Raw genomic sequence first — 25,305 nt, forward strand, 5'->3', positions numbered from 1 at the left:
TACATTCTGTCGAAGTGCGGTTGAATGTGGCGATGCGCTGGCCGCGAGGGCGATCTAACCGTCAGCGTTTTTCTTGTTTGTTGGGCAGCGGCGCAAACAGCGCCTCGATCTCTTCGTTGCCCAACTGCCAATCCCCGGTGGTCCGCCCGTCCAGCACGCCCGCTGCAAGGTCGGACTTTTCCTTCTGCAGGTGCTGGATTTTCTCCTCCACCGTGCCCCGTGCAATCATCTTGTAGACGAACACCGGTTTCTCCTGGCCGATGCGATACGCACGGTCGGTGGCCTGGTTTTCCGTGGCCGGGTTCCACCACGGGTCATAGTGGATCACTGTGTCGGCTTCGGTCAGGTTGAGTCCTACGCCACCTGCCTTCAGGCTGATCAGAAAGATCTGCAGCTTGCCGCTCTGGAAGTCTTTCACCGGCGTGCGCCGATCGCGGGTCTGGCCGGTCAGCAGCGCGTAGGCGACACCGCGTTTTTTCAGCTCGAGTTCAATCAGGCTCAGCATCGAGGTGAACTGGGAGAACAACAGAATCCGGCGCCCTTCGGCAAACAGCTCTTCGAGCATTTCCATCAAGCTGTCGAGCTTGCCCGAGCTGCTGCCGCGCGTCGGCAGGGTGGCATCGTTGACCAGGCGCAAATCGCAGCACACCTGGCGCAGCTTGAGCAGCGCTTCAAGAATGATGATCTGGCTGCGCGCCACGCCTTTGCGGGTGATCTCATCGCGGACTTTTTTGTCCATGGCCAGGCGCATGGTTTCGTACACATCGCGCTGGGCCTCATTGAGCTCGACCCAGTGGATGATCTCGGTTTTCGGCGGTAATTCCGTCGCCACCTGTTCCTTGGTGCGACGTAGCAGGAACGGTTTGATCCGACCGTTCAGGTGCTGCAATCGTACATCGCTGGCGCGTTTTTCAATCGGCACGCGGTAGTCGCGGTTGAAGCTTTTCACGTCGCCCAACCAGCCCGGCAACAGGAAGTGGAACAGCGACCACAGCTCGCCCAGGTGGTTTTCCAGTGGGGTGCCGCTCAGGCACAGGCGCTGCCGTGCGTTCAGCTCACGCGCCGCCTGGGCCGCCTTGCTCGAAGGGTTCTTGATGTACTGCGCTTCGTCGAGGATCAGCACATGCAAGGGCAGGGCGGCGAGTTGCTCGATGTCTTTGGGCAGCAACGCATACGTGGTCAGCAGCAGGTCGTAGTCCTGCAGGTTCGCGAAGTGCTTTTTGCGGGTGGCGCCATACAGCGCCAGGACCTTGAGTTGCGGCGTGAAGTGCGCGGCCTCGTCGAGCCAGTTGGGGATCAGGCTGGTGGGCATCACCACCATGCACGGGCGGTCCAGGCGCCCGGCGATCTTCTCGCTGAGAATATGCGCCAAGGTCTGTAAGGTTTTGCCCAGGCCCATGTCGTCCGCAAGAATGCCGCCCACTTCCAGCTGGCGCAGTGACTGCATCCAGCTCAAGCCCTCCAGCTGATAGGGGCGCAAGGTCGCGTTCAAGCCTTCGGGCGCGACGCAGGTGAAATCCTTGATGTCGCGCAGGCGCTGGGCGAAGGTGCGGATCTTCTCGCCGCCTTCCCATTGCAGCGGCAGGTCTTCCAGCGGGTTGAGGCGGATCGCGTCGGCCTTGGCCAGGCGCAGCGTGGTGGTGCCGGGTTCCTGAAGGTAGAACTCGCCGAGGGTGGCCAGGACGGGTTTCAGACGGCCGTAGGGCAGCGCCACTTGCAGCGGGCCGTGGCCACCGTTGGGCAGGCCGGGGATGTTGACCAGGATCAGCTCGTCATCGCGGCGGCGTGCGAGTTTTTCCGGGTTGAGGATTTCGGTGTGCGAACGCATCAGGTTGAGCAGGATCGGCAGCAGGCTCAGGCGTTCGCCGTTGACGATGATCCCCAGTTCCAGGTCGAACCAGTCGCGCTCCGGCCCTTCGTCGACGGTGGCATACCAGTCGTCCACCGGGCTCAGGTCGAAGCCGAAGTCGTCGTCGATCTGCAACTCCCAGCCTTCGGCCCGCAGTGTCGGCGATGCGTTGAGGGTGAAGTTCAGCCAGGCGCTGTCATTGACCATCTCGAACAGTTCGCCGGCACTTTCCGGCAACGCTTTGCTCTGGCGCGTGGCGATCTTGAAACCGAGCAGGCGCAGTTGTTCGCGATAGCGCTGTTCCAGCTCGGGGTGCCGCTTGATCCGCAGGCTCTGGGTTTCCTGGCGGACGATGATGTCGGCGTTCTTTTGCCCGCTGACGTAGTTGCCCAGATAGTTGAACGACAGCGCCGCACGGTGCTGGATATAGCGCTGCATCTTGCCGTTGCGCGGCTCGAACGCGCTGAACGCGACACTGGCCAGCCACAGGCGCGGCACGGGCAGCACGTCGTCCATCACCACTTGCGGCAGCACCACGCGGTTGTCCAGCACGGCCTGGAGTTTTTCCAGCAGTTCGGCGTCCTGGGCCGCCGCCGGGTAGGCCAGGGTTTCCTGGACCTTGAGCAGCACCGCCGCGATGTGTTTGCAGTTGGTGTGTACCGGGCAGGTGCAGCGGCTGTCCACCAGGATCAGCGTGCCCTTGGCCGATTCGCGCAACGAGATGGTCTGCCGGTAGACGTTGCTGCCCGAGCCTTCGCAACTGGCGATGATGGTGCTGTCGCCCGACTCGACGATGCGTACCCGGTTCTCCAAGGCATAGCGCCGCCCGCGCTCCAGGCTTTGTTCTTTGAAGCGATTGGCCCACGAAGGGGCCAGGGGCTTGGTGAGCGGCGACGTCAGGGGCATGGCGCTGGATCAGTCCTGAAAGTCGACGGGCGGTGCGCTGGGCTGTTTGGCGGTCAACGAAGTGATCTTGATCAGCAGCGCCAGGTGGCCGCCATCCAGGTAGTTGAGCTGGTTGTTCTTGGTCCGCACGTCTTTTTGTGCCAGGTGCTCGCTGGCGATGACGCTGCCGTTGCCGTCGAACTGGTTGATCCAGAAGTCCGCGTCGATATCGGTAAAGCGCCCCAGTTGCAGGCTCAGTACACCCTCGAGGGGAAACTGACCGAACTGCTCCCGGCCGTCGGTGATCGCGATTTTTACCGGCTGCTCACCGAGGTTCTGTTCCCAGGCCTTGTGCGCCAGCACCGTGTAGTTGGCGTCTGCGCGGAGTTTGTCGACGATCGTGCCCAGGCGCGCCGGGCTGCTTCTGTCGCCCAGGCGCTCGGCGCCGGCATCCCAGTCTTCCGGCGCGGCGCGGCTGTTGATCACCGGCTCCGCGTTCTGGCGCACCAGGACCATTTCCACTTGGTACAGGCTGTCGGCAAACGCCGAAGGTGCGAGTACCACTAATAACAAGCTCAGAATGCGAAACACGCGCATTGGGGCGTCCTTCAAACAGATTTCGGGATGAGGCGCTCAAACAGCGCCTCCAAGGTATTGAAGCGTTCTTCGGCACGTTCCATCGGCACCATGAACTTGAACAGCGTAGCCCCTTCGAACTTGTACCGGTTGGGCTGGCCCTGGATCAGCTTGATCAGCACCAACGGGTCCACCGGCGTCTGCGCTTCGAACTCGATGCGCCCGCCCTGCGGCCCGGCGTCGACCTTCTTGATCCCCAGTTGCTCGGCCTGCAATTTGAGCAGGGTCAGGCGCACCAGGTTCTTGGTCGGTTCCGGCAACAGGCCGAAGCGATCGATCATCTCCACCTGCAGGTCCTTGAGGCCTTCTTCGTCGGTGGCCGAGGCGATGCGCTTGTACAGGATCAGTCGCGCGTGGACATCCGGCAGGTAGTCTTCGGGGATCAATGCCGGCAAGCGCAGGTTGATCTCCGGACCGCCGCCCAGGGGTTGGTCGAGGTTCGGTTGCTCGCCCTTGCGGATGGCTTTCACCGCGCGTTCGAGCATCTCCATATATAAGGTGAAGCCCACGGCCTGGATCTGCCCGCTCTGGCCGTCGCCGAGCAGTTCGCCGGCGCCACGGATTTCCAGGTCGTTGGTGGCCAGCACAAAGCCGGCGCCCAGGTCCTGGGTGTTGGCGATGGCTTCCAGGCGTTTTTCCGCGTCGCCGGTGATTTGCTGGCGCGGTGGCGTCAGCAGGTAGGCGTAGGCCTGGTGGTGACTGCGTCCGACGCGGCCGCGCAGTTGATGCAGTTGTGCCAGGCCGAACTTGTCGGCGCGCTCGATGATGATGGTGTTGGCGCTCGGCACGTCGATGCCGGTCTCGATGATGGTCGAGGCGATCAGCACGTTGAAGCGCTTGTGGTAGAAGTCGCTCATCACCTGTTCGAGGTCGCGCTCGCGCATTTGCCCGTGGCCGATGGCGATGCGTGCTTCCGGCACCAGTGCGGCGAGGTCGGCGGCGCATTTCTCGATGGTTTTCACATCGTTGTGCAGGTAATACACCTGCCCGCCGCGCAGCAATTCGCGCAGCAGCGCTTCCTTGACCGTGCTGTTGTTCTGCTCCATCACGAAGGTGCGTACCGACAGGCGCCGCGCCGGTGGAGTGGCGATGATCGACAGGTCGCGCATGCCCGACACCGCCATGTTCAGCGTGCGCGGAATCGGCGTGGCGGTGAGGGTCAGAATGTCGACTTCGCTGCGCAGGGCCTTGAGCTGTTCTTTCTGACGCACCCCGAAGCGGTGTTCTTCGTCGATGATCACCAGGCCCAGGTTCTTGATCTTCACATCGTCCGACAGCAGCTTGTGGGTGCCGATCACGATGTCGATCTTGCCCTCCGCCAGGTCGGCGACGGCGGCGTTCACTTCCTTGGCGGATTTGAAGCGGCTCATCACTTCCACGGTCACCGGCCAGTCGGCAAAGCGGTCGCGAAAGCTGTTGTAATGCTGTTGGGCGAGCAGGGTGGTCGGCACCAGGATCGCCACTTGCTTGCCGCCATGCACCGCGATGAAGGCTGCGCGCATCGCCACTTCGGTCTTGCCGAAGCCCACGTCGCCGCACACCAGGCGGTCCATCGGTTTGGGCGCGAGCATGTCGGCGCGCACGGCTTCGATGGTGGTTTGTTGGTCCGGGGTTTCTTCGAAGGCAAAGCCGGCGCTGAACGTGGCGTAGTCGGCTTTCGGGTCGGCGAACGCATAACCCTCGCGGGCGGCGCGACGGGCATAGATGTCGAGCAGCTCGGCGGCGACGTCGCGCACCTGTTCGGCGGCCTTGCGCTTGGCTTTCTGCCAGGTCTCGGAACCCAGGCGGTGCAACGGCGCCAGGGCGTCGTCGCTGCCGGTGTAGCGGGCGATCAGGTGCAGGTTGGCCACCGGCACATACAGCTTGGCGCCTTCGGCGTATTCCATGGTGAGGAATTCGGCGGCCTGGTTGTCGATTTCCAGCGTTTGCAGGCCCAGGTAGCGGCCGACGCCGTGGTCAATATGCACCACCGGCGCGCCTTCGCGCAGTTCGGTGAGGTTTTTGATCACCGCGTCGTTGTTGGCGTCGGCGCGTTTTTCGCGGCGACGGCGCTGCATCACCCGTTGCCCGAACAGCGGGCTTTCGGCGATCAGCGCCAGGGCCGGATCGTCCAGCAACAGGCCTTCATCCAGCGGCGCAATGGTGATCGCCAGGCGATCTTTGCCGGCGACGAAGTCCGGCCAGCTGTCGACGGTTTTCGGGCGCAGCTTCAGGCGTTCCAGCAGCTCCAGCAGCACTTCGCGGCGCCCGGCCGATTCGGCGGTAAACAACACGCGCCCGGCGAAATCGCCGAGGAAGTTGGACAGCGCTTCGAGCGGCTGGCTGGCCTTGGCTTCAATCGCCAGGTTCGGCAGGTTTTGCGCGGGGAAGCGCGTGCGGCCGCTGCCTGCGTCCACATCCTCTTGGCTGGCGACCACGCGCGGCCAGTTTTTCAGGCGGGCGAAGCAGTCTTCCACCGGCAGGAACAGTTCGGCGGGCGGTAATAAAGGGCGGGACGGATCGACGCGACGCTCTTCATAGCGGTTGCGCACGTCGCTCCAGAAGTTTTCCGCCGCCTGCTCGATGCCCGGCAGCGAGAACACCTGGGTGTCCTGGGGCAGGTAGTCGAACAGGGTGGAGGTTTCGTCGAAGAACAGCGGCAGGTAGTACTCGATACCGGCGGGGGTAATCCCGCTGCTCAAGTCCTGGAAGATCGGGCAGCGGCGGAAGTCGACGTCGAAGCGTTCGCGAAAGCGCGCCTTGAAGCGCGTCACCGCGTCTTTCTGCAGTGGGAATTCCCGTGCCGGCAGCAGTTTGATCGACTCGACTTTGTCGATGGAGCGCTGGTTTTCCGGATCGAAGGTGCGCAGGGTCTCGATTTCGTCATCGAACAGGTCGATGCGGTACGGCAACTTGCTGCCCATCGGGAACAGGTCGATCAGCGCACCGCGCACCGCGAATTCGCCGTGCTCGTACACCGTGTCGACGCAGCGGTAGCCGCTGGCTTCCAGGCGTGTACGCATTTGCTCCACGTCGAGCTTCTGGCCGATATCCAGCACCAGGCTGCTGCCCAGCAGGAACTTGGTCGGCGCCAGGCGGTGCAGCGCCGTGGTGATCGGCACCACCAGCACGCCGTGGACCAGTTCCGGCAGACGGTACAGGCTGGCGATGCGCTGGGAAATGATGTCCTGGTGCGGCGAGAACAGGTCGTAGGGCAGGGTTTCCCAGTCGGGAAAATGCAGCACCGGCAAATCGGGGGCGAAGAAGCTCAGCTCCTGCTCCAGCCGTTCGGCGCTTTGGCTGTCGGCGGTAAGCAGCAGGGTAAAGCGCTTGGCTGCGCTGGCAGCCTCGGCGATGGCCAGGCTCAGGGCGGCACCGGGCAAATTGCCCCAGTGCTGTTTACCTGCCGCGGCAGGGAGTTGCGGTAGACGCAGAACGGGCACGGAAGGTTGAGCTCCAAGCGTTGCGACAAAGTCGGTAATTGTAACGGCCCGAGGTGCCGCCTGTCAGTTGCTGACTGAGCCTATTACGGTTTGCGGGAAATGTGGTGGCTAAGACAAACAATGGCGCGTTTTGACTCAATATGTAGTGCCAAAATGCATATAGTTTTCGGAGGGTTACGGACAAGTCGTGCTGCCCGCTCCACTAGTGGCCTTCTGGAACCCGCGTATTTACTGGGCTGCAGCGAGGTGGCTTTTTTGGGTAAGCGCGTTTTGTTGTAGGACGCGCATTGCTCCGGGGGCGGCCGGACGGCATAATGTAGCCCCTTTTTTCAGCCCCTACATGTGGAAGGTTCCCGTGACTCAGAAGCCCGACCAGTGTCTTGGTGAATGGATCGACCGTGAAGCACTCGCTGAAGCGATGATCCCGCTTATCGGTCAGCTGTACCGCAATAACAATGTGGTGAGCTCGATCTATGGCCGCAGTCTGATCAACCAGTCAGTCATCGCGATTCTCAAGGCGCATCGCTTTGCTCGCCATCGTTCGACCAACGACAGCGAACTCTCCGTCCACGAAACATTCCCTCTGCTCAAAGCCATGAGCGAGCTCAAGCTCGGCGCGGCTTCGGTAGACCTGGGCAAGTTGGCCGCCAAGTTCCGCGCTGAAGCCAACGGCCGTTCCGTCGAGCAATTCGTGCGTGAAGAAATGGCCGACGTGGTCGGCAAGCAGAACGCCTCCGCCCGTAAAGGCACTGACGTTGTGCTCTACGGCTTCGGTCGCATCGGCCGCCTGCTGGCACGCATCCTGATCGGTAAAACCGGTGGCGGCGACGGCCTGCGCCTGCGCGCCATCGTGGTACGCAAGGGCGCCGAGAACGACCTGGCCAAGCGCGCGAGCCTCTTGCGTCGCGACTCGGTACACGGTCCGTTCAACGGCACCATCGTCATCGACGAAGAAAACAACACCATCACCGCCAACGGTAACCTGATCCAGGTGATCTACGCGAAGAACCCGACCGAGGTGGATTACACCCAGTACGGCATCAAGGACGCCCTGCTGGTGGATAACACCGGCGTATGGCGCGACGCCGAAGGCCTGGGCCAGCACCTGACCTGCCCGGGCGTTGCCCGCGTTGTCCTGACCGCGCCTGGCAAAGGCAAGCTGAAGAACATCGTTCACGGCATCAACCACATGGAAATCACCGCTGACGACAAGATCGTGTCCGCCGCTTCCTGCACCACCAACGCCATCGTGCCGGTGCTGAAGGCAGTCAATGACAAGTTCGGCATCATCAACGGCCACGTCGAAACCGTTCACTCGTACACCAACGACCAGAACCTGATCGACAACTTCCACAAGGGCAATCGCCGTGGTCGCAGCGCCGCGCTGAACATGGTGATCACCGAGACCGGTGCCGCCACCGCTGCCGCCAAGGCCCTGCCTGAGCTGGCCGGCAAGCTGACCGGTAACGCGATCCGCGTGCCGACGCCTAACGTGTCGATGGCCATTCTCAACCTGAACCTTGAGAAAGCCGCTACCCGCGACGAGATGAACGAGTACCTGCGCTACATGGCGCTGCACTCCGATCTGCATAAGCAAATCGACTTCGTCAACTCCCAGGAAGTGGTCTCCACCGACTTCGTTGGCTCGCGCCACGCCGGTGTGGTGGACGCGGAAGCGACCATTACCCAGGACAACCGTGTTGTGCTGTACGTGTGGTACGACAACGAGTTCGGCTACAGCTGCCAGGTCGTTCGCGTGATGGAAGACATGGCTGGGGTCAACCCGCCTGCATTCCCGCGCTAAGCGTCCAGGTTGAATGAAAAAGCCCCGACTGGTTCGGGGCTTTTTTCTGTCTGTGGGTTTTGGGTGTGTGGGAGGCATCGCGCGCAAGCCTGCGCCTACAGGGGAATGCATTTTTTCAGGCGATACGCCGTCAACTGTGGCCGGCCAAGGTGGGACGATCCGCCTCATTGGTGAGCGCCGGGAGTGCGAACATCAGCCATGAACAGATAACGGCATGCCGCATAATGGGCGGTCCTGCCAGGGTGTGTGCCTGCGGGTTAATTCACTTTTCGACGGCGATCAGGTTTATGGGCAATCTGCGACAGATAGCGATGGTGTGCGGTTTTGCGGCGCTGGCCGGCTGTGGCGGCGATACGCTGGAGCAGTTTGGGGGGCCGACCATGGGCAGCACCTATTCGATCCAGTATGTCAGAAGCTCGACGGCACCTACGCCGAAAGAGCTGCAGCGCCAGGTGGAAAAAATCCTGGGGGATGTCGACCGACAGCTGTCGACCTACCGCAGCGACTCGGATATCGAGCGTTTCAACAATCTGCCGGCCAATAGCTGCCAGCCGATGCCCGCACCGGTGCTGCAACTGGTGCGTACCGGCGAGCAACTGTCCCAGGCCAGCGCGGGTGCGTTCGACCTGACGGTGGAACCGCTGCTGAACCTGTGGGGGTTCGGGCCCCAGGCCCGGCAACTCAAGGTGCCGGACGCCGCGACGCTGGCCGAGGTGCGTCAACGGGTCGGTCACCAGCATCTGCGCATCGACGGCGAGCAACTGTGCAAGGACGCCGCCGTCGAGGTCGACTTCAACAGCATTGCTGCCGGTTACGCGGTGGATCGTATCGCCGAGCTGTTGAGCGGCCTGGGTATCCATCACTACCTCGCCGAAGCCACCGGCGAACTCAAGGCTGCCGGCCACAAACCGGATGGTTCGCCCTGGCGCGTCGCGCTGGAAGAGCCTCGCGATGACCAGCAGGTCGCCGAAAAAATCATCCGTGTAGACGGCTTTGGTGTGTCCACATCGGGTGACTATCGTAATTATTTCCAGCAGGGTGGTCGGCGCTATTCCCACACCCTGGATGCGCGGACCGGCGCGCCGATTACCCATCAACTGGCATCGGTGACAGTGTTGCACCCGTCGGCGCTGATGGCCGATGGACTGTCGACGTTGCTGTTGATCCTTGGGCCGGAGCAAGGCTGGGATTACGCCGAACAGCACCAGATCGCCGCGTTTTTTGTGCAGCGCGAGGGGGACGTTTTCGTCACGCGCAGTAATCAGGCGTTCGAACAGATGACCGCTGTGAAACCGTAATCCACGTTGTGTAGTAAAGGCAAAACTGGCCTACGACGCGACCAAGGGTTAATGTGCGCGGCGTTGAGCCTTATATAGACTGTGCCCGGGTTCACACACTTGAGCCAAATTGTCCTTCATGACCGCTGGCCGCGGCATGATTTAGCCAGGCGTCAAACCGCGCGCCTGGCCTGTTCTGAGGAGTACGCATGGCTGTCTACAACTACGACGTGGTAGTACTGGGTTCCGGCCCGGCTGGAGAAGGTGCGGCGATGAACGCCGCGAAGGCTGGGCGCAAGGTGGCAATGGTCGATAGCCGTCGCCAGGTCGGCGGAAACTGCACCCACCTGGGTACCATCCCGTCCAAGGCCTTGCGTCACTCAGTGCGCCAGATCATGCAGTTCAATACCAATCCGATGTTCCGGGCCATTGGCGAGCCGCGTTGGTTTTCGTTCCCGGACGTGCTCAAAAGCGCGGAAAAAGTCATCGCCAAGCAGGTGGCGTCGCGGACCGGCTACTACGCCCGTAACCGTGTCGACCTGTTCTTCGGCACCGGCAGCTTCGCCGACGAGCAAACCGTCGAAGTGGTCTGCTCCAACGGTGTGGTTGAGAAACTGGTGGCCAAGCACATCATCATCGCTACCGGGTCGCGCCCGTATCGCCCGGTGGATATCGATTTCCTCCACCCGCGTATCTACGATAGCGACACCATCCTCAGCCTGGGCCATACCCCGCGCAAACTGATCATCTATGGCGCCGGCGTGATCGGCTGCGAATACGCCTCGATCTTCAGCGGCCTGGGGGTGCTGGTAGAGCTGGTGGACAACCGTGAGCAGTTGCTGAGCTTCCTTGACTCGGAAATTTCCCAGGCGTTGAGTTATCACTTCAGCAACAACAACATCACTGTGCGCCACAACGAAGAGTACGAGCGCGTCGAAGGCCTGGACAACGGTGTGATCCTGCACCTCAAGTCCGGCAAGAAGATCAAGGCCGACGCCTTGCTGTGGTGCAACGGTCGTACCGGCAACACCGACAAGCTGGGCATGGAAAATGTCGGGGTCAAGGTCAACAACCGTGGCCAGATCGAAGTGGACGAGAACTATCGCACCTGCGTGTCGAATATCTACGGTGCCGGCGACGTGATCGGCTGGCCAAGCCTGGCCAGCGCCGCCCATGACCAGGGCCGTTCGGCCGCCGGCAGTATTGTCGACAATGGCAGCTGGCGCTATGTGAACGACGTGCCGACCGGGATCTACACGATTCCGGAGATCAGCTCGATCGGTAAGAACGAACACGAACTGACCAAGGCCAAGGTGCCTTATGAAGTGGGCAAGGCGTTCTTCAAGAGCATGGCGCGTGCGCAGATCGCCGGCGAGCCGCAAGGCATGCTGAAGATTCTGTTCCACCGTGAAACCCTGGAAGTCCTCGGCGTGCATTGCTTCGGCTACCAGGCTTCGGAGATCGTCCACATCGGCCAGGCCATCATGAACCAGCCGGGCGAGCAAAATACCCTCAAGTATTTCGTCAACACCACGTTCAACTACCCGACCATGGCGGAAGCCTATCGGGTCGCGGCCTACGACGGCCTCAACCGGCTTTTTTGAGCGGCTCCGGCCGGTGGCCTGAGCCGGCCGGGGAGACCGATTTCAGTAATTCTCGAGCGTGGCAGTGGCCAAACCGGGAAAGTCTGTAATCAGGCTATCTACGCCGAAGTCGGCGAGCCTGCGCATCAGCGCAGGTTCGTTGACTGTCCACACCGACACGTGCAATCCCTGGCGCTGGGCTTTTTCCAGACGCTCGGGGGTACACAACGTCCAGTTCAACGCCAGAAACTCACAGCCATAGTTTTGCGCGACCTTCAGCGGGTCGAGCCAGGCGTATTCGGCCACCAGCCCGCGCGACAGGTCCGGGGTGAGTTCCACCGCCGCTTTCAATACTTCCCGTGAGCTTGAGGTCACTGTGACCTTGTCCATGAGGCCGAAGCGCACGGCCATTTCCCGGATCGCCAGCACGGTGGTCGCGGCGCGGGTGCGCGAGGCGCTTTTGACTTCCAGTTGCCAGTGATCGAAGTCGCACTTTTCGAACAGCTCTTCCAGGCGCGGGATCGGGCAGGGGTTGATCCAGCCGGGGCCGCCTTTGCGGGCGTCCATCTTCACCAGGTCTGCCGCCGAATACTCGACGACTTTGCCGCGCCGGTCGGCGGTGCGCTTGAGGGTCGGGTCGTGGATGACCATCAGTTCGCCGTCCATGGACAGGTGCAAATCCAATTCGCAACGGCGTACACCGTGCTTGAGGCATTGCTGGAAGCTGGTCAGGGTGTTTTCTGGTGCTTCGCCTTTGGCACCGCGGTGGCCGTAGATCAGGGTCACAGTTGCTCCTTTGCGCCAGGTCGTCTGGCGGGGTGAATACGAATTCAGGTGTCTTTGGCGTCGCTCTGTTCCCGCGCCAGGCGCCGTTGCTGCGCCTGTTTCTGCAGGATGTAGCGTGCCAGCAGTTGGCGTTGGGCGTCGGTCATCGATTCGAATTCCGTGCCAATGGCAAAAGCGCCGCCCTTGGCATCGCAATGGGTGACCCGCGCCCGTAACAGCAGGCCCAGCGCCTGGGGCATCAGCACCAGCTTGACCGCCAGGTGGGCGTCGAGTGCCAGGGGCGTCGGGTGCTGGAAGTCGATGCCGCCTTCGGAAATGATCACCGGCTGCGGTGCGCCGACTTCATCCAGCAGGCCGCGCGCCATGATCTGGCTGAGCAGATCCAGGCGTTTGTTCTGGATTCGGAGGAGGGCGGCCAGGCTGCGATCTTTCTCGCTGAGCTGGCGCAACAGGTGTTGGGCTTCGAATTCGCTCAGGTGCAGTTCACTGAGTAGATTGAATAGCGGCGAATCATCCAGCAACACTTCCTTGCTCGCCGCTTCGGGGGCGGACAGGCTTTTGATTTGAAGTGCGATCATGTCGTCGATACGGTAGTATTCGCGGCGTTCTTCTTCATCTAATGTCGACATGGCGAACCCAAAGTAGCGGTAATGGTCTGAGTGTAAAGCTGCTTACCAGACCCCGCCACCGGGACGTCTTCTTTTCCTCCGAACAAGCCCCGACATGTTCAGACCTCTCTTCGTATTTATTGGCACGCGTTATACCCGTGCAAAGCGTCGCAATCATTTTGTGTCGTTCATTTCCTTGACCTCGATGATCGGTCTCGCCCTTGGCGTGGTCGTGATGATCGTGGTGTTGTCGGTGATGAACGGCTTCGATCATGAGATGCGTACCCGCGTGCTGGGCATGGTGCCCCACGCGACCATCGAGTCGGGTGAACCGATCAGCGACTGGCAAAGCCTGGCCGACAAGGTCAAGCAGAACCCCAAGGTCGTGGCCGTGGCGCCGTTCACCCAGATGCAAGGGTTGCTGACCCATGACGGCAAGGTGCAGAAAATCCTGCTCAATGCCATCGACCCGGTCCAGGAGCGCAAGGTCTCGATCATCGACAAGTTCATGCTGCAGGGCAAACTCGACGACCTGGCGCCCGGCAGCTTCGGTATCGTCATCGGCGACAAGGCCGCGGCCAAGCTCGGCGTGGGCATCGGCGACAAGCTGACCTTCGTCGCCCCGGAAGTCACCGTGACCCCGGCCGGCATGTTCCCGCGCATGAAGCGCTTTACCGTGGTCGGCACCTTCCACGTCGGCGCTGGCGAGATCGACGGCTACCTCGGCCTGACCAACCTCACCGACCTGGCGCGTCTGCATCGCTGGAAGCCGGACCAGGTGCAGGGCCTGCGCCTGAAGTTCAACGATTTGTTCGACGCCCCGCGCGGCGCCTGGGAAATCGCCCAGCACCTGGGTGAAAGCCAGTACTACGCCCGCGACTGGACCCGTACCCACGGCAACCTGTACCAGGCCATCCGCATGGAAAAAGCCATGATCGGCCTGCTGTTGCTGCTGATCGTCGCCGTCGCGGCCTTCAACATCATCTCCACCCTGGTGATGGTGGTGAACGACAAGAAGGGCGACATCGCCATCCTGCGCACCCTGGGCGCCACGCCGGGGCAGATCATGGCGATCTTCATGGTGCAGGGCACGGTGATCGGCGTGGTCGGCACCTTGATCGGCACCGCGCTGGGCATTCTGGCTGCGCTCAACGTCAGCGCTGCCATCGCCGGCCTCGAAACCCTGATCGGCCACAAGTTTCTCAATGCCGACGTCTACTTTATCGATTACTTGCCGTCCCAGGTTCAGGCCCAGGACGTGCTGATGGTGGGCGGCGCTGCGTTGGTCCTGAGTTTCCTTGCCACCCTGTATCCAGCCTGGCGCGCGGCACGTACCCAGCCAGCACAGGCCTTACGTTATGAGTGAATCGGGCATGAGTGAAAAAGCAATCCTGAGCTGCCGCAACCTGGGCAAGTCCTACGAGGAAGGTCCGGAATCGGTGGTGGTGTTGTCCAACCTGCAACTTGAGCTGCACCCCGGCGAGCGCGTGGCGATCGTCGGCAGTTCCGGTTCCGGCAAAAGTACCTTGCTCAACCTGTTGGGCGGCCTCGATACGCCGTCCCAGGGCAGCGTGTGGCTGGCCGGCGAAGAACTCTCGGCCCTCGGCGAAAAGGCCCGCGGCCAACTGCGCAACCGTTCGTTGGGTTTCGTGTACCAGTTCCACCACCTGTTGCCGGAGTTCACCGCCCTGGAAAACGTGTGCATGCCGCTGCTGATCGGCAAGACCGCGATCCCAGAGGCGCGCCAGCGTGCCAAGGCTTTGCTGGAGCGCGTTGGCCTCGGCCATCGCCTGGAGCACAAACCGGCCGAATTGTCCGGCGGTGAGCGCCAGCGTGTGGCGATTGCCCGTGCCCTGGTGAACAACCCGGGCCTGGTGATGCTCGACGAGCCGACCGGCAACCTCGATTCCCACACCGCCCAGGGCATCAAGGACTTGATGCTCGAACTGAGCACCCAGATGCGTACCGCGTTCCTGGTGGTGACCCATGACATGAGCATGGCCCGGCAGATGGACCGCGTACTGCACCTGCAGGAAGGTCATCTGGTCGCCATCTGACCTGTTTCAAGCCCGGTGCATGACGCCGGGTTTTTTCATTTTTTCAGGCGGTGCAAGCGAATGTTCAGACCGTTATCGATTTTCATCGGCACGCGCTATACCCGCGCCAAGCGCCGCAACCGTTTTGTTTCGTTTATCTCGATGACCTCGATGATCGGCCTCGCCCTGGGCGTGCTGGCGATGATCGTGGTGTTGTCGGTGATGAATGGCTTTCAACGCGAAATGAGCTCGCGCATCCTCGGCATGGTGCCTCACGCCACCATCGTCGGCGTGAACCCGATCGACAACTGGCAGCCGGTGGCCGCGGCCGCGATGAAGAATCCCGAAGTGACCGCCGCAGTACCGTTCACGCAGATGGACGGTATGTTCTCCTACAAGGGCGCGATGCAGCCGATCGAGATCAGCGGCGTCGACCCGGCCCAGGAAGGCAAGGTGTCGATCGTGGCCCAGCATATCGTCCAGGGCAAACTGGAAGACTTGAAACCCGGCGAGTTCGGCGTGGTGGTCGGTGAAATCACTGCGCGGCGCTTTCGCCTGAACGTGGGCGATAAGCTGACCCTGATCGTCCCGGAAATCAGCAGTGCGCCGGGTGGCATCACCCCGCGCATGCAGCGATTGAACGTGGTCGGTATCTTCAAGGTCGGCGCCGAGCTGGACGGTTCGATGGCGTTGATCCATATGGCCGACGCGGCAGAAATTCAGCATTGGCAGCCGAACCAGGTGCAGAGCGTGCGCCTGGCGGTGAAGGACTTGTACGCGGCGCCCAAGGTCTCGGCGGACATCGCCGCCAGCCTCGGTGCGGCCTACAAGGCGGATGATTGGACCCACACCCAGGGCAGCCTGTTCAGCGCGATGAAGATGGAAAAAACCATGATCGGCCTGCTGTTGCTGATGATCGTCGCGGTGGCGGCGTTCAACATTATCGCCACGTTGATCATGGTGGTGAACGACAAGGGCGCGGACATCGCGATCCTGCGGACCATCGGCGCCACGCCACGGCAGATCATGGCGATCTTCATGGTGCAGGGCACGGTGATCGGTATCGTCGGCACCCTGATCGGCGGTGTGCTGGGCGTGATTGCGGCGCTGAACGTCAGTGAACTGGTGGGTTGGCTGGAGCGCGTGACCGGGCAGCATATCTTCAGTTCGGACGTGTACTTCGTCAGCAACCTGCCCTCGCAATTGCAGGGTGGGGATGTGCTGCTGATCTGCTCGGCCGGGTTTGTGTTGAGCTTTTTGGCCACGGTTTACCCGGCGTATCGGGCGGCGAAGATCGAGCCGGCGCATGCCCTCAGGTATTCGTAGGATTTAAGACCGCTATCGGGAGCAAGCCCCTCCCACATTTTGATCTGTGAATACATTCAAAATGTGGGAGGGAGCTTGCTCCCGATAGCGCCGGCACAGCTTGCATCACCCCCCCCCTGGCAACTCGATCACAAACCGCGTCCACCCCGGCTCAGATTCGCAATAAATCCGCCCGCCATGCGCTCGCACAATCGACTGGGTAATCGCCAGCCCCAGCCCTGCGTGTTCACTGCTGCCTTCATGCCGCGCCGGGTCGGCCCGGTAGAAGCGGTCGAACAACCGCGGTAACACCTCCGCCGGAATGCCTTCGCCGCTGTTCTCCACTGTCAGCGTCACGCCTTGTGCGCCCTGCGCCAGATGCACCCGTACTTCGCCGCCCGCGGGCGTAAAGCGCAGCGCGTTATCCAGCAGGTTCGACAATGCCCGGCGCAACATGCCGCGATCGCCGGTTGTGTGAGCCATACCCTCGCGCACCAGGCTGACGTGCGCGTCTTCCGCCAGCAAGACGAAGAACTCCAGCAGTGCGTCCACTTCATCCGCGAGCTTCAACGGTTCGCGCGTGGGCGCCAACAGCCCGTGATCGGCCTTGGCCAGGTACAACATGTCGTTCACCAACTGCGCCATCCACTGCAACTCTTCCAGGTTGCTGTGCAGCGCCTCGCGGTAATCCTCCAGCGGGCGTGGCTGGGTGAGGATGACTTGGGTGTGGGTCAACAGGTTCGACAGGGGCGTGCGCAGTTCGTGGGCGATATCGGCGGAGAACGCCGAGAGGCGCTGGAACGCGTCGTCCAGTCGGCTCAGCATGGCGTTGAAGGCCTGGGCCAGTTCCGCCAGTTCCACCGGCATGCCCTGCTCGGGCAAACGCTGGGTCAGGGAGTGGGCCGACACGCTGGCGGCCACTTCGCCCATGCGCCGCAACGGTCGCAGCCCGCTGCGCGCCGCCCAGGCGCCGAGCAGCGCGGTGGCCAGGGCCGAGAGGCTGACTGTGAGCCAGATCAAATGCTGCATGCGCTGCAGGAAGTGCTGATGGTGGGTGATGTCGAGCATCAGGCTCAGTTGCGGCGAGTCGGGTTGGCCCGGCCTTAGCGGCGCGTTGTACACGCGGTAGTCGGTGCCGGCGTTCTGCAGGCTGTGCAGGCCGGGTGACTCGGGCAGGGCAATGGCCGGCGCGCCGTCAAACCAGCGCTGGCCGGCGGCGGTGATGCGTACTGCGAGGTCGGGCTGGCGATTGAGCTCGGCACGCAGTTGCGCTTCGCGCTGGGCGAATAGCTGCGGTGAGTCGACGCCCTGCAAGGTGCTGCGCAGCGCCACCAGTTTGCTTTCGAGCAGTTGCTGGTCCAGCTCGACAAAATGCGCCTCGCTGGCGCGGTTGAACAGCACGCCGGCGAGCAACGAGACCACCGCGGTGCAGGCCGCAAACAGCAGGGCCAGGCGGCTGGTCAGGGACAGGCGCTTGATCAACTGCATCGCTCCTCCAGCACATAACCCATGCCGCGCACGGTGTGGATGAGTTTATTGGGGAAGTTGTCGTCGACTTTCAGACGCAGGCGGCGGATCGCCACTTCGATGATGTTGGTGTCGCTGTCAAAGTTCATGTCCCACACCTGGGATGCGATCAGCGACTTGGGCAGTACTTCGCCCTGGCGCCGCAGCAGCAGTTCGAGCAGGGCGAACTCCTTGGCGGTGAGGTCGATGCGCTGGCCGTCGCGCTCGACGCGGCGGCGGATCAGGTCCAGGCGCAGGTCGGCCAGTTGCAGGGTGGTTTCCTGTGGTGCGCTGCTGCCACGGCGCAACAGGCTACGCACCCGCGCAAGCAGTTCGGAGAAGGCGAACGGCTTGACCAGATAATCGTCGGCGCCCAGTTCCAGGCCGTGTACGCGGTCTTCCACTGCGTCGCGGGCGGTGAGAAACAGCACCGGGACGTCGAGGCCGGCGCTGCGCACGGCCTGTAGGATCTGCCAACCATTGCGACCGGGCAGCATCACATCGAGGATCAGCAGGTCGTAATCGCCGGTCAGCGCCAAGTGTTGGCCGCTGGTGCCGTCGGCCACCAGTTCGGTGGTAAAACCGGCTTCGGTCAGGCCTTGGCGCAGGTAATGGCCGGTTTTGGGTTGGTCTTCGACGATCAGCAGTTTCATGGGCAGCTCTTGGCGGCGGGTCACGTCAGGCTTTATACCGTGGTGGCCAGGGGAGGGGCGCAACCTGACAAAGTTGTAATCTAGCAGTCAGCTGGCTGGCAGCGCTGCAATCTTAGAGTGGTCCTCAGACTGATCCCACACCTTTGGAGAATTGAGATGGCATTGCGTACCCCCTTGTTGTTGGCGGGCTGCCTGTTGGCGTTGAGTGTCGGAGCAATGGCCGGCACGGCCCACACCTATGCGTTCGGCCAGCCGGCATCTGCCGATAAGGCCACGCGCACCGTGGAAGTGGTGCTGCAGGATATGTCCTTTTCGCCCAAGTCCCTGGACGTAAAGGCCGGTGAGACTGTGCGCTTTGTGCTGGTCAACAAAGGCCAGTTGCTCCATGAGTTCAACCTGGGCGATGCGGCCATGCATGCGGAGCATCAGAAGCAAATGATGCAGATGCAGGCCAGCGGCATGCTGAACGCCACCGGCATGGGCAAGATGGACCACGGCGCCATGGGTCACGGCGATATGAGCAATATGAGCAATATGGGCGGGATGAAGCACGATGACCCCAACAGTGTTCTGGTCGAACCGGGTAAAACCGCTGAGTTGACCTGGACCTTCAGCAAAGCCACCGGGTTGGAGTTTGCCTGCAATATTCCCGGGCACTACCAGGCGGGCATGGTCGGCAAGATCAACGTCGATTGAGCCGCTGCGGCGATTGACGGTGTCGATGCGGCGGTTGTTAGAGGCGGGGGCAAAGGCTGGTAGACTGGTGGGGTTAATTTAGCCAGGTTTCCGCCATGCATCCCGCAGCCGAACATTCGCCGCTGGGCAAGTCCAGTGAATACATCTCCACCTACACCCCTTCGTTGCTGTTCCCGATTCCACGCGCCGCGAAATGGGCCGAGCTGGGCCTGAGCGCCGAGACCCTGCCGTACACGGGCGTGGATTTCTGGAACTGCTTCGAACTGTCCTGGCTGCTGCCGTCGGGCAAGCCGGTGGTGGCCATCGGTGAATTCAGCATTGCGGCCGACTCGCCGAATATCATCGAGTCCAAGTCCTTCAAGCTGTACCTCAACTCGCTGAACCAGACCGTGTTTGCCGATACGCAAAGTCTGGAGGCGACGTTGCGCACCGACCTCAGCGCTGCTGCCGGCAAGCCGGTGGGCGTGCGCGTGCGCAGCCTGGCCGAGGTTGAAGCCGAAGGCGTGGTGGCGTTGCCGGGAGTGTGCATCGATGACCTGGATATCAGCGTCAGCAACTACGAACATCCGCGTCCGGAACTGCTGCGTTGCGATGACTCGCGCATTGTCGAGGAGAGCGTGTACAGCCACCTGCTCAAATCCAACTGCCCGGTCACCAGCCAGCCCGACTGGGGCAGCGTGGCGGTGCAATACCGCGGCGCACAGCTGGATCACGCCAGCCTGTTGGAGTATCTGGTGAGCTTTCGCCAGCACTCGGACTTCCATGAGCAGTGCGTGGAGCGGATCTTCCTGGACTTGCAGCGCCTGCTGAAGCCGGAGAAGTTGACGGTATATGCGCGGTATGTGCGGAGGGGCGGGTTGGATATCAACCCGTATCGCAGTACTGAGGCGGTGCCGTTCCAGAACCTGCGCCTGGCGCGCCAGTAACCTTTACACAAACCAAAATGTGGGAGGGGGCTTGCCCCCGATAGCGGAGTGTCAGTCACAGTCTCTGTGCCTGACCCACTGCAATCGGGGGCAAGCCCCCTCCCACATCGCACAGCTGGATCACGCCAGCCTGTTGGAGTATCTGGTGAGCTTTCGCCAGCACTCGGACTTCCATGAGCAGTGCGTGGAGCGGATCTTCCTGGACTTGCAGCGCCTGCTGAAGCCGGAGAAGTTGACGGTATATGCGCGGTATGTGCGGAGGGGCGGGTTGGATATCAACCCGTATCGCAGTACTGAGGCGGTGCCGTTCCAGAACCTGCGCCTGGCGCGCCAGTAACCTTTACACAAACCAAAATGTGGGAGGGGCTTGCCCCCGATAGCGGAGTGTCAGTCACAGTCTCTGTGCCTGACCCACCCCTATCGGGGGCAAGCCCCTCCCACATCGCACAGCTGGATCACGCCAGCCTGTTGGAGTATCTGGTGAGCTTTCGCCAGCACTCGGACTTCCATGAGCAGTGCGTGGAGCGGATCTTCCTGGACTTGCAGCGCCTGCTGAAGCCGGAGAAGTTGACGGTATATGCGCGGTATGTGCGGCGGGGTGGGTTGGATATCAACCCGTATCGCAGTACTGAGGCGGTGCCGTTCCAGAACCTGCGCCTGGCGCGCCAGTAACCTTTACACAAACCAAAATGTGGGAGGGGGCTTGTCCCCGATAGCGGAGTGTCAGTCACAGTCTCTGTGCCTGACCCACTGCAATCGGGGGCAAGCCCCTCCCACATCGCACAGCTGGATCACGCCAGCCTGTTGGAGTATCTGGTGAGCTTTCGCCAGCACTCGGACTTCCATGAGCAGTGCGTGGAGCGGATCTTCCTGGACTTGCAGCGCCTGCTGAAGCCGGAGAAGTTGACGGTATATGCGCGGTATGTGCGGCGGGGTGGGTTGGATATCAACCCGTATCGCAGTACTGAGGCGGTGCCGTTCCAGAACCTGCGCCTGGCGCGCCAGTAACCTTTACACAAACCAAAATGTGGGAGGGGCTTGCCCCCGATAGCGGAGTGTCAGTCACAGTCTCTGTGCCTGACTCACCCCTATCGGGGGCAAGCCCCTCCCACATTGGGTTCTGTGCTTGGTTTGGGCGCGGGTTAAATGCCGATGTTGCCCAGGGTGATCACGATATTGCGCAGCGTCCCGGCAATGCCCGGATGGTCTAACTCGAAACCTTCTACCGCCCGGTTCACATCGTCTACGATGCTGGGCGGCTGGGTGGCCGGTTCCAGTTCAAGTTGTACTTCAAACTTGGCCAGCAAGGCTTCCAGCGCTTCACGTTTTTCGGGTGGCAGCGGTGGTTCCTGATTCAGTTGCTCGCGCAGGATATTGACCTGTTCTTGCAGTTTTTCGCGGGCAGGCATGGTGTTGTTCCTTTTATCGATAGGCACTGGCATAGACCACGGCACGCCGAGAAAGGTCTACGAGAGGAGCTGTAGATTAATCTACCGGCGCCGTCTGTGCATGATCTCAATCAGGGCTTTTCGCCTTTGAGCTGGCGCAGGCTGATGTCTGCCAGGCAGGTGCCGAGCTCGCCGAGGTGATCGATTACCGAATGCACCCCCAGCCCATACAACGCCACGGTGGCCTTGCCGCGTTTGTATTCGCGTTGTTGGTCGGTCAGTGCCTGCCATTGCTCGGGCGCCAGGCCGCACAGCGAACCGCAGGACGCCAGGCCGATAGTCCACAGCCCGGCATTCAGGCCCGATTGCAGCAGGCGCGGCTCACCGCTGACCAGCACGCAGCCTTCCAGGCGTTCGATGTTCAATTCCATCAAGGCTTGCCAGCATGCATGAGGGGCAGGCCAGCGGATGGAAGAGGGCGATGCGGCCTTGAGCCAATCGGGCAGCGCAGCGGCCAGCGGGGTCGTCACCGAGGGCGGCAGTTCATCCAGCCAGGCGCAGGGCACGCCTTGTTCCTGGAGGCTGCGCAGGACCTTCAACGCACCTGGCGTGGCTTCGGCGTGCGGGGAGGGTGAATCGGTACGCGCCTGGGAACCGAAATCGACCAGGCAGCCACTCAGGCCGAACAACACGGCGGTCAAGGTGGGGGCAGTGGCGACGGCAATCTCGGCGTGAGGCATTTCGACATCCTTGAAATAGCTGTGACGCTATCGGAGTGGCGTGACAAGCCCATGACACTTTGTAGGGTTTTTGTACATTCTCTGTATGTCGTTTCTTAGCATCTGCCCAAAAAGGACACTTCCGTCATATACTGGCGCCTTATTCAGGGCATAGCGCCCATGACAGACTATTCAAGGAGCAAAAGCTATGCGCTGGAGCCACTACTTCGCTCAGTTTTCGGTGTGTGCCGTTATCCTGATGGCCCCTTTCGCCGCACAGGCCGCGTCGGAAGATGATCCATGGGAAAGCATCAACCGCCCGATCTTCACCTTCAACGACACCGTTGATACCTACGCCCTCAAACCATTGGCCCAAGGCTATCAGTTTGTGACCCCGCAATTCGTGCAGGACGGCGTGCACAACTTCTTCCGCAATATCGGCGATGTCGGCAACCTGGCCAACAACGTGTTGCAACTCAAGCCACACGCGGCCGGCGTGGACACTGCCCGCCTGTTGATGAACACCACCTTCGGCGTGCTGGGCTTTATCGACGTCGGCACCAAAATGGGGCTGCAACGCAGCGATGAAGACTTCGGCCAAACCCTCGGTTACTGGGGTGTCGGCAGCGGTCCTTACGTGATGCTGCCGCTGCTGGGCCCAAGCACCCTGCGCGACGCGCCGTCCAAATACGTGGACAGCTACACCCAACCGTACCGCTACATGAACGACATCGGCTGGCGCAACAGCACCTTCGGCCTGAACATCGTCGACACCCGTGCCAGCCTGCTCGACAGCGAGAAGTTGATCACCGGCGACAAGTACACCTTCATCCGCAACGCCTACCTGCAGAACCGCGAGTTCAAGGTCAAGGACGGCAAGGTTGTCGACGACTTCTAGGTCGAGACCTCTTGAAACGAAAAAAGGCGACCATGTGGTCGCCTTTTTTGTGCGCGGGTATTAGCGCATTTTCAGGATCTTCAGCCCCAGATGCTGGCCGTCGCCCTCGTTCCTCGCCCATACCACCTGGGTGTCCGCTTCCAGGCCCGCGAGGGCCGCGTGCTCCGACTCGATACGCACGGTCAGCAGATCGCCCACCGTGAACTGGCGAGGTGCCTGCACCTGCATGCCGGAGCTGGAGAGGTCCACGCAAACCCCGTCAATTTCTTGCCCTGCATGGATCAAAGAGACATTGGCATCCACTCGCATGCGGATGAAATCGCGCTTTTCAGCGTAGTCGCGCTCGTGTTCGCTCACAGCTTCCATCCTTACTTTGTGTTGTGGTGATGGCTGTTCTTATAACTCCCGGTGATTTGCGATGTAAAGACGTTCGGCGACCATCGGCATGAGCTTGAAACCCCTGTCGGATGGGAGTACCGTCTGCGCCTTAGAAGGGCACCTCTGCTTTACCTTTGTGCGTGGGCAAAAAGCCTATGCTTTGTAGGACAGAGAGGCTAGAAAGCGAATCCAGTAGCGTGAGCCCGGCCATTGCCGAGCCGCCTACGCCAACCTAATTCTGGCGCCGTTTGCCCACATGCCAAAAACCAGTGCCACGCTGCTGATAATCGATGACGACGAAGTAGTGCGCGCAAGCCTTGCGGCCTATTTGGAAGACAGTGGCTTCAGCGTCCTGCAGGCCAGCAATGGCCAACAGGGTCTCCAGGTATTCGAGCGCGACAAGCCCGACCTCGTGATCTGCGATCTGCGCATGCCCCAGATGGGCGGCCTCGAACTGATTCGCCAGGTGACCGAGCTTGCTCCGCAGACGCCGGTGATTGTCGTGTCAGGTGCCGGGGTGATGAACGATGCCGTCGAGGCCCTGCGCCTGGGCGCCGCCGACTACCTGATCAAGCCCCTGGAAGACCTGGCGGTGCTGGAGCACTCGGTGCGCCGTGCCCTGGACCGCGCACGCCTGCTGGTGGAAAACCAGCGCTACCGCGAAAAGCTCGAAACCGCCAACCGCGAACTCGAAGCCAGCCTGAACCTGCTCCAGGAAGACCAGAACGCCGGTCGCCAGGTGCAGATGAACATGCTGCCGGTCAGCCCGTGGACCATCGATGAGTTCAAATTTGCGCACCAGATCATCCCGTCGCTGTACCTGTCGGGTGATTTTGTCGACTATTTCCGCGTAGATGAGCGGCGGGTGGCGTTTTATCTGGCCGACGTGTCCGGCCACGGCGCGTCCTCGGCATTTGTCACCGTGTTGTTGAAGTTCATGACCACACGGCTGCTGTTCGAATCCAAGCGCAATGGCACCTTGCCGGAGTTCACCCCCTCCGAGGTGCTGGGCCACATCAACCGAGGCCTGATCAGCTGCAAGCTGGGCAAGCACGTGACGATGGTGGGCGGCGTGATTGATGAAGAAACCGGTCTTTTGACCTACAGCATCGGCGGTCACCTGCCGATGCCGGTTTTATACACTCCTGACAGTGTGCGCTACCTGGAAGGGCGTGGTCTGCCCGTCGGCTTGTTCAATGAAGCCACCTACGAAGACCACATCCTGGAGCTGCCGCCGACCTTCAGCCTGACGCTGATGTCCGATGGCATCCTCGACCTTCTTCCAGAGCCTACACTCAAAGAGAAAGAAGCCGCCTTGCCCCAACGGGTCAAGTCGGCGGGCGGCAGCCTGGATGGCCTGCGGCAGGTTTTTGGATTGGCCACGCTAGGGGAGATGCCGGATGATATCGCCCTATTGGTGTTGAGCAGGAATCTTTGATGAGTACCGGAAGAATCCAATTCGCCGAGCAAGACGGGACGTTTGTCCTGAAGTTTGTCGGTGAAGTGCGCCTGACCTTGTGTTCGGCGCTGGATGCAACGATTGAGCGGATCTTCACAGCGCTGAATTTCTCGGCGATCGTGATCGATCTGACCGAAACCCGCAGCATCGATAGCACCACGCTTGGGCTGTTGGCCAAGTTGTCCATTCTGTCTCGGCAGAAGGTCGGCCTGTTGCCCACTGTCGTCACCACCCACGAAGACATCACCCGTCTGCTGCAGTCCATGGGCTTCGATCAAGTGTTCAACATCGTTGACCGCCCGATCCCCTGCCCGGAATGTCTGACCGACCTGCCGTCCCAGGACCAATCCGAGGAAATCGTGCGGATCAAGGTGCTGGAAGCGCACAAAATCCTGATGGGCTTGAACGAGTCCAACCGCGAAGCCTTCCACGACCTCGTCAACGCCCTCGAACGCCACTGATACTCCCCGGGTGTGGGAGGGGGCTTGCTC

The 25,305-nt window shown here is 61.5% G+C and carries 21 protein-coding genes and 3 pseudogenes; 14 read left to right on the forward strand and 10 right to left on the reverse strand.

Going from position 1 to position 25,305, the window contains the following annotated elements; all coding sequences use genetic code 11:
* Positions 1 to 61: 61 nt before the first annotated feature.
* The 3 genes from RGV59_RS13675 to mfd are packed head-to-tail and all read right to left on the reverse strand — an operon-like array spanning position 62 to position 6,792.
* Positions 62 to 2,755 (reverse strand): DEAD/DEAH box helicase, encoded by a 2,694-nt coding sequence (locus RGV59_RS13675; RefSeq protein WP_104903746.1) that lies wholly within the window; start codon positions 2,753 to 2,755, stop codon positions 62 to 64.
* 9 nt (positions 2,756 to 2,764) lie between these two features.
* Positions 2,765 to 3,331, reverse strand: coding sequence for a CsiV family protein (locus RGV59_RS13680; protein WP_017848781.1), 567 nt, complete (start codon positions 3,329 to 3,331; stop codon positions 2,765 to 2,767).
* A gap of 11 nt (positions 3,332 to 3,342) precedes the next feature.
* Entirely contained in the window at positions 3,343 to 6,792 is a 3,450-nt protein-coding gene (mfd, locus tag RGV59_RS13685; protein ID WP_126586392.1) for a transcription-repair coupling factor, read from the reverse strand.
* Between the two features lie 340 nt (positions 6,793 to 7,132).
* On the opposite strand from mfd, the gene RGV59_RS13690 reads away from it, so the two are divergent.
* The 3 genes from RGV59_RS13690 (at position 7,133) to sthA (ending at position 11,477) form a co-directional block, all read left to right on the forward strand.
* Entirely contained in the window at positions 7,133 to 8,596 is a 1,464-nt protein-coding gene (locus tag RGV59_RS13690; protein WP_026140244.1) for a glyceraldehyde-3-phosphate dehydrogenase, read from the forward strand.
* Positions 8,597 to 8,883: 287 nt separating this feature from the next.
* Complete coding sequence (locus RGV59_RS13695) at positions 8,884 to 9,894, forward strand: FAD:protein FMN transferase (protein ID WP_126586390.1); 1,011 nt, start codon at positions 8,884 to 8,886, stop codon at positions 9,892 to 9,894.
* A 188-nt stretch (positions 9,895 to 10,082) separates the two neighbouring features.
* On the forward strand, positions 10,083 to 11,477 hold the full coding sequence (gene sthA / locus RGV59_RS13700; RefSeq protein ID WP_017848785.1) for a Si-specific NAD(P)(+) transhydrogenase: 1,395 nt from the start codon (positions 10,083 to 10,085) through the stop codon (positions 11,475 to 11,477).
* A 42-nt stretch (positions 11,478 to 11,519) separates the two neighbouring features.
* Here the strand turns inward: sthA and RGV59_RS13705 are convergent, their stop codons facing one another.
* Positions 11,520 to 12,242, reverse strand: a complete 723-nt coding sequence (locus tag RGV59_RS13705) for a glycerophosphodiester phosphodiesterase (protein WP_017848786.1) — start codon at positions 12,240 to 12,242, stop codon at positions 11,520 to 11,522.
* A gap of 44 nt (positions 12,243 to 12,286) precedes the next feature.
* Positions 12,287 to 12,871, reverse strand: coding sequence for a PilZ domain-containing protein (locus RGV59_RS13710; protein ID WP_046490432.1), 585 nt, complete (start codon positions 12,869 to 12,871; stop codon positions 12,287 to 12,289).
* A 94-nt stretch (positions 12,872 to 12,965) separates the two neighbouring features.
* Between RGV59_RS13710 and RGV59_RS13715 the strand changes: the two genes are divergently transcribed.
* Genes RGV59_RS13715 through RGV59_RS13725 form a run of 3 tightly spaced genes read left to right on the forward strand, consistent with a single transcriptional unit; the run spans position 12,966 to position 16,212 of the window.
* Positions 12,966 to 14,216 carry a lipoprotein-releasing ABC transporter permease subunit gene (locus tag RGV59_RS13715; RefSeq protein ID WP_026140246.1) on the forward strand — a complete coding sequence of 417 codons (1,251 nt, stop codon included), beginning with the start codon at positions 12,966 to 12,968 and terminating at the stop codon, positions 14,214 to 14,216.
* Between the two features lie 7 nt (positions 14,217 to 14,223).
* Complete coding sequence (lolD, locus tag RGV59_RS13720; protein ID WP_017477213.1) at positions 14,224 to 14,907, forward strand: lipoprotein-releasing ABC transporter ATP-binding protein LolD; 684 nt, start codon at positions 14,224 to 14,226, stop codon at positions 14,905 to 14,907.
* Positions 14,908 to 14,967: 60 nt separating this feature from the next.
* A complete protein-coding gene (locus RGV59_RS13725) occupies positions 14,968 to 16,212 on the forward strand; it encodes a lipoprotein-releasing ABC transporter permease subunit (RefSeq protein ID WP_017848789.1) in 1,245 nt (414 codons plus the stop codon).
* A 105-nt stretch (positions 16,213 to 16,317) separates the two neighbouring features.
* Here the strand turns inward: RGV59_RS13725 and RGV59_RS13730 are convergent, their stop codons facing one another.
* Together RGV59_RS13730 and RGV59_RS13735 are read right to left on the reverse strand one after the other, a co-directional pair.
* The gene (locus RGV59_RS13730; RefSeq protein WP_126586435.1) at positions 16,318 to 17,673 is read right to left on the reverse strand and encodes a heavy metal sensor histidine kinase; all 1,356 of its coding nucleotides are present in this window, start codon (positions 17,671 to 17,673) and stop codon (positions 16,318 to 16,320) included.
* A complete protein-coding gene (locus tag RGV59_RS13735; protein WP_126586388.1) occupies positions 17,670 to 18,350 on the reverse strand; it encodes a heavy metal response regulator transcription factor in 681 nt (226 codons plus the stop codon). The genes RGV59_RS13730 and RGV59_RS13735 overlap by 4 nt, the downstream gene beginning before the upstream one ends.
* A 216-nt stretch (positions 18,351 to 18,566) precedes the next feature.
* On the opposite strand from RGV59_RS13735, the gene RGV59_RS13740 reads away from it, so the two are divergent.
* The 5 genes and pseudogenes from RGV59_RS13740 to RGV59_RS13760 form a co-directional block, all read left to right on the forward strand.
* Entirely contained in the window at positions 18,567 to 19,046 is a 480-nt protein-coding gene (locus RGV59_RS13740; protein WP_416152045.1) for a cupredoxin domain-containing protein, read from the forward strand.
* Positions 19,047 to 19,141: 95 nt separating this feature from the next.
* Positions 19,142 to 19,972, forward strand: a complete 831-nt coding sequence (gene queF / locus RGV59_RS13745; protein WP_046490437.1) for an NADPH-dependent 7-cyano-7-deazaguanine reductase QueF — start codon at positions 19,142 to 19,144, stop codon at positions 19,970 to 19,972.
* A 115-nt stretch (positions 19,973 to 20,087) separates the two neighbouring features.
* Positions 20,088 to 20,309, forward strand: a pseudogene (locus tag RGV59_RS13750) (NADPH-dependent 7-cyano-7-deazaguanine reductase QueF); the annotation flags it as partial.
* 113 nt (positions 20,310 to 20,422) lie between these two features.
* A pseudogene (locus RGV59_RS13755) lies at positions 20,423 to 20,644 on the forward strand (NADPH-dependent 7-cyano-7-deazaguanine reductase QueF); the annotation flags it as partial.
* A 114-nt stretch (positions 20,645 to 20,758) separates the two neighbouring features.
* A pseudogene (locus tag RGV59_RS13760) lies at positions 20,759 to 20,980 on the forward strand (NADPH-dependent 7-cyano-7-deazaguanine reductase QueF); the annotation flags it as partial.
* Between the two features lie 134 nt (positions 20,981 to 21,114).
* Here RGV59_RS13760 and RGV59_RS13765 read toward each other — a convergent pair.
* Positions 21,115 to 21,381 (reverse strand): DUF4404 family protein, encoded by a 267-nt coding sequence (locus RGV59_RS13765; RefSeq protein WP_017848895.1) that lies wholly within the window; start codon positions 21,379 to 21,381, stop codon positions 21,115 to 21,117.
* 110 nt (positions 21,382 to 21,491) lie between these two features.
* Entirely contained in the window at positions 21,492 to 22,100 is a 609-nt protein-coding gene (locus RGV59_RS13770) for a hypothetical protein (protein ID WP_017848894.1), read from the reverse strand.
* Positions 22,101 to 22,338: 238 nt separating this feature from the next.
* Between RGV59_RS13770 and RGV59_RS13775 the strand changes: the two genes are divergently transcribed.
* Positions 22,339 to 22,977, forward strand: a complete 639-nt coding sequence (locus tag RGV59_RS13775) for a VacJ family lipoprotein (RefSeq protein ID WP_370737570.1) — start codon at positions 22,339 to 22,341, stop codon at positions 22,975 to 22,977.
* Positions 22,978 to 23,037: 60 nt separating this feature from the next.
* Here RGV59_RS13775 and RGV59_RS13780 read toward each other — a convergent pair whose 3' ends face one another.
* Complete coding sequence (locus RGV59_RS13780) at positions 23,038 to 23,334, reverse strand: PilZ domain-containing protein (RefSeq protein WP_046384310.1); 297 nt, start codon at positions 23,332 to 23,334, stop codon at positions 23,038 to 23,040.
* 277 nt (positions 23,335 to 23,611) lie between these two features.
* Here RGV59_RS13780 and rssB point away from each other — a divergent pair, with 277 nt between their 5' ends.
* Positions 23,612 to 24,793: a two-component system response regulator RssB gene (gene rssB, locus RGV59_RS13785; protein WP_017848892.1), complete on the forward strand. Its 1,182-nt coding sequence runs from the start codon at positions 23,612 to 23,614 to the stop codon at positions 24,791 to 24,793.
* Entirely contained in the window at positions 24,793 to 25,275 is a 483-nt protein-coding gene (gene rssC / locus RGV59_RS13790) for an anti-sigma factor antagonist RssC (RefSeq protein WP_017848891.1), read from the forward strand. The genes rssB and rssC overlap by 1 nt, the downstream gene beginning before the upstream one ends.
* Positions 25,276 to 25,305: the final 30 nt, after the last annotated feature.

This window comes from Pseudomonas sp. FG1, from assembly GCF_034313875.1.
Taxonomy (GTDB): domain Bacteria; phylum Pseudomonadota; class Gammaproteobacteria; order Pseudomonadales; family Pseudomonadaceae; genus Aquipseudomonas; species Aquipseudomonas veronii.

Excerpts from the sequence above, each read along its gene's own strand:
- lolD (WP_017477213.1), top strand. The coding sequence starts at position 14,224 with ATGAGTGAAAAAGCAATCCTGAGCTGCCGCAACCTGGGCAAGTCCTAC.
- rssC (WP_017848891.1), top strand. The coding sequence starts at position 24,793 with ATGAGTACCGGAAGAATCCAATTCGCCGAGCAAGACGGGACGTTTGTC.
- RGV59_RS13680 (WP_017848781.1), bottom strand. The coding sequence starts at position 3,331 with ATGCGCGTGTTTCGCATTCTGAGCTTGTTATTAGTGGTACTCGCACCT.
- RGV59_RS13715 (WP_026140246.1), top strand. The coding sequence starts at position 12,966 with ATGTTCAGACCTCTCTTCGTATTTATTGGCACGCGTTATACCCGTGCA.
- RGV59_RS13775 (WP_370737570.1), top strand. The coding sequence starts at position 22,339 with ATGGCCCCTTTCGCCGCACAGGCCGCGTCGGAAGATGATCCATGGGAA.
- sthA (WP_017848785.1), top strand. The coding sequence starts at position 10,083 with ATGGCTGTCTACAACTACGACGTGGTAGTACTGGGTTCCGGCCCGGCT.
- RGV59_RS13690 (WP_026140244.1), top strand. The coding sequence starts at position 7,133 with ATGTGGAAGGTTCCCGTGACTCAGAAGCCCGACCAGTGTCTTGGTGAA.
- RGV59_RS13770 (WP_017848894.1), bottom strand. The coding sequence starts at position 22,100 with ATGCCTCACGCCGAGATTGCCGTCGCCACTGCCCCCACCTTGACCGCC.
- RGV59_RS13740 (WP_416152045.1), top strand. The coding sequence starts at position 18,567 with ATGGCCGGCACGGCCCACACCTATGCGTTCGGCCAGCCGGCATCTGCC.
- RGV59_RS13695 (WP_126586390.1), top strand. The coding sequence starts at position 8,884 with ATGGGCAATCTGCGACAGATAGCGATGGTGTGCGGTTTTGCGGCGCTG.
- RGV59_RS13675 (WP_104903746.1), bottom strand. The coding sequence starts at position 2,755 with ATGCCCCTGACGTCGCCGCTCACCAAGCCCCTGGCCCCTTCGTGGGCC.
- RGV59_RS13735 (WP_126586388.1), bottom strand. The coding sequence starts at position 18,350 with ATGAAACTGCTGATCGTCGAAGACCAACCCAAAACCGGCCATTACCTG.
- queF (WP_046490437.1), top strand. The coding sequence starts at position 19,142 with ATGCATCCCGCAGCCGAACATTCGCCGCTGGGCAAGTCCAGTGAATAC.
- RGV59_RS13725 (WP_017848789.1), top strand. The coding sequence starts at position 14,968 with ATGTTCAGACCGTTATCGATTTTCATCGGCACGCGCTATACCCGCGCC.
- rssB (WP_017848892.1), top strand. The coding sequence starts at position 23,612 with ATGCCAAAAACCAGTGCCACGCTGCTGATAATCGATGACGACGAAGTA.
- RGV59_RS13710 (WP_046490432.1), bottom strand. The coding sequence starts at position 12,871 with ATGTCGACATTAGATGAAGAAGAACGCCGCGAATACTACCGTATCGAC.
- RGV59_RS13765 (WP_017848895.1), bottom strand. The coding sequence starts at position 21,381 with ATGCCTGCCCGCGAAAAACTGCAAGAACAGGTCAATATCCTGCGCGAG.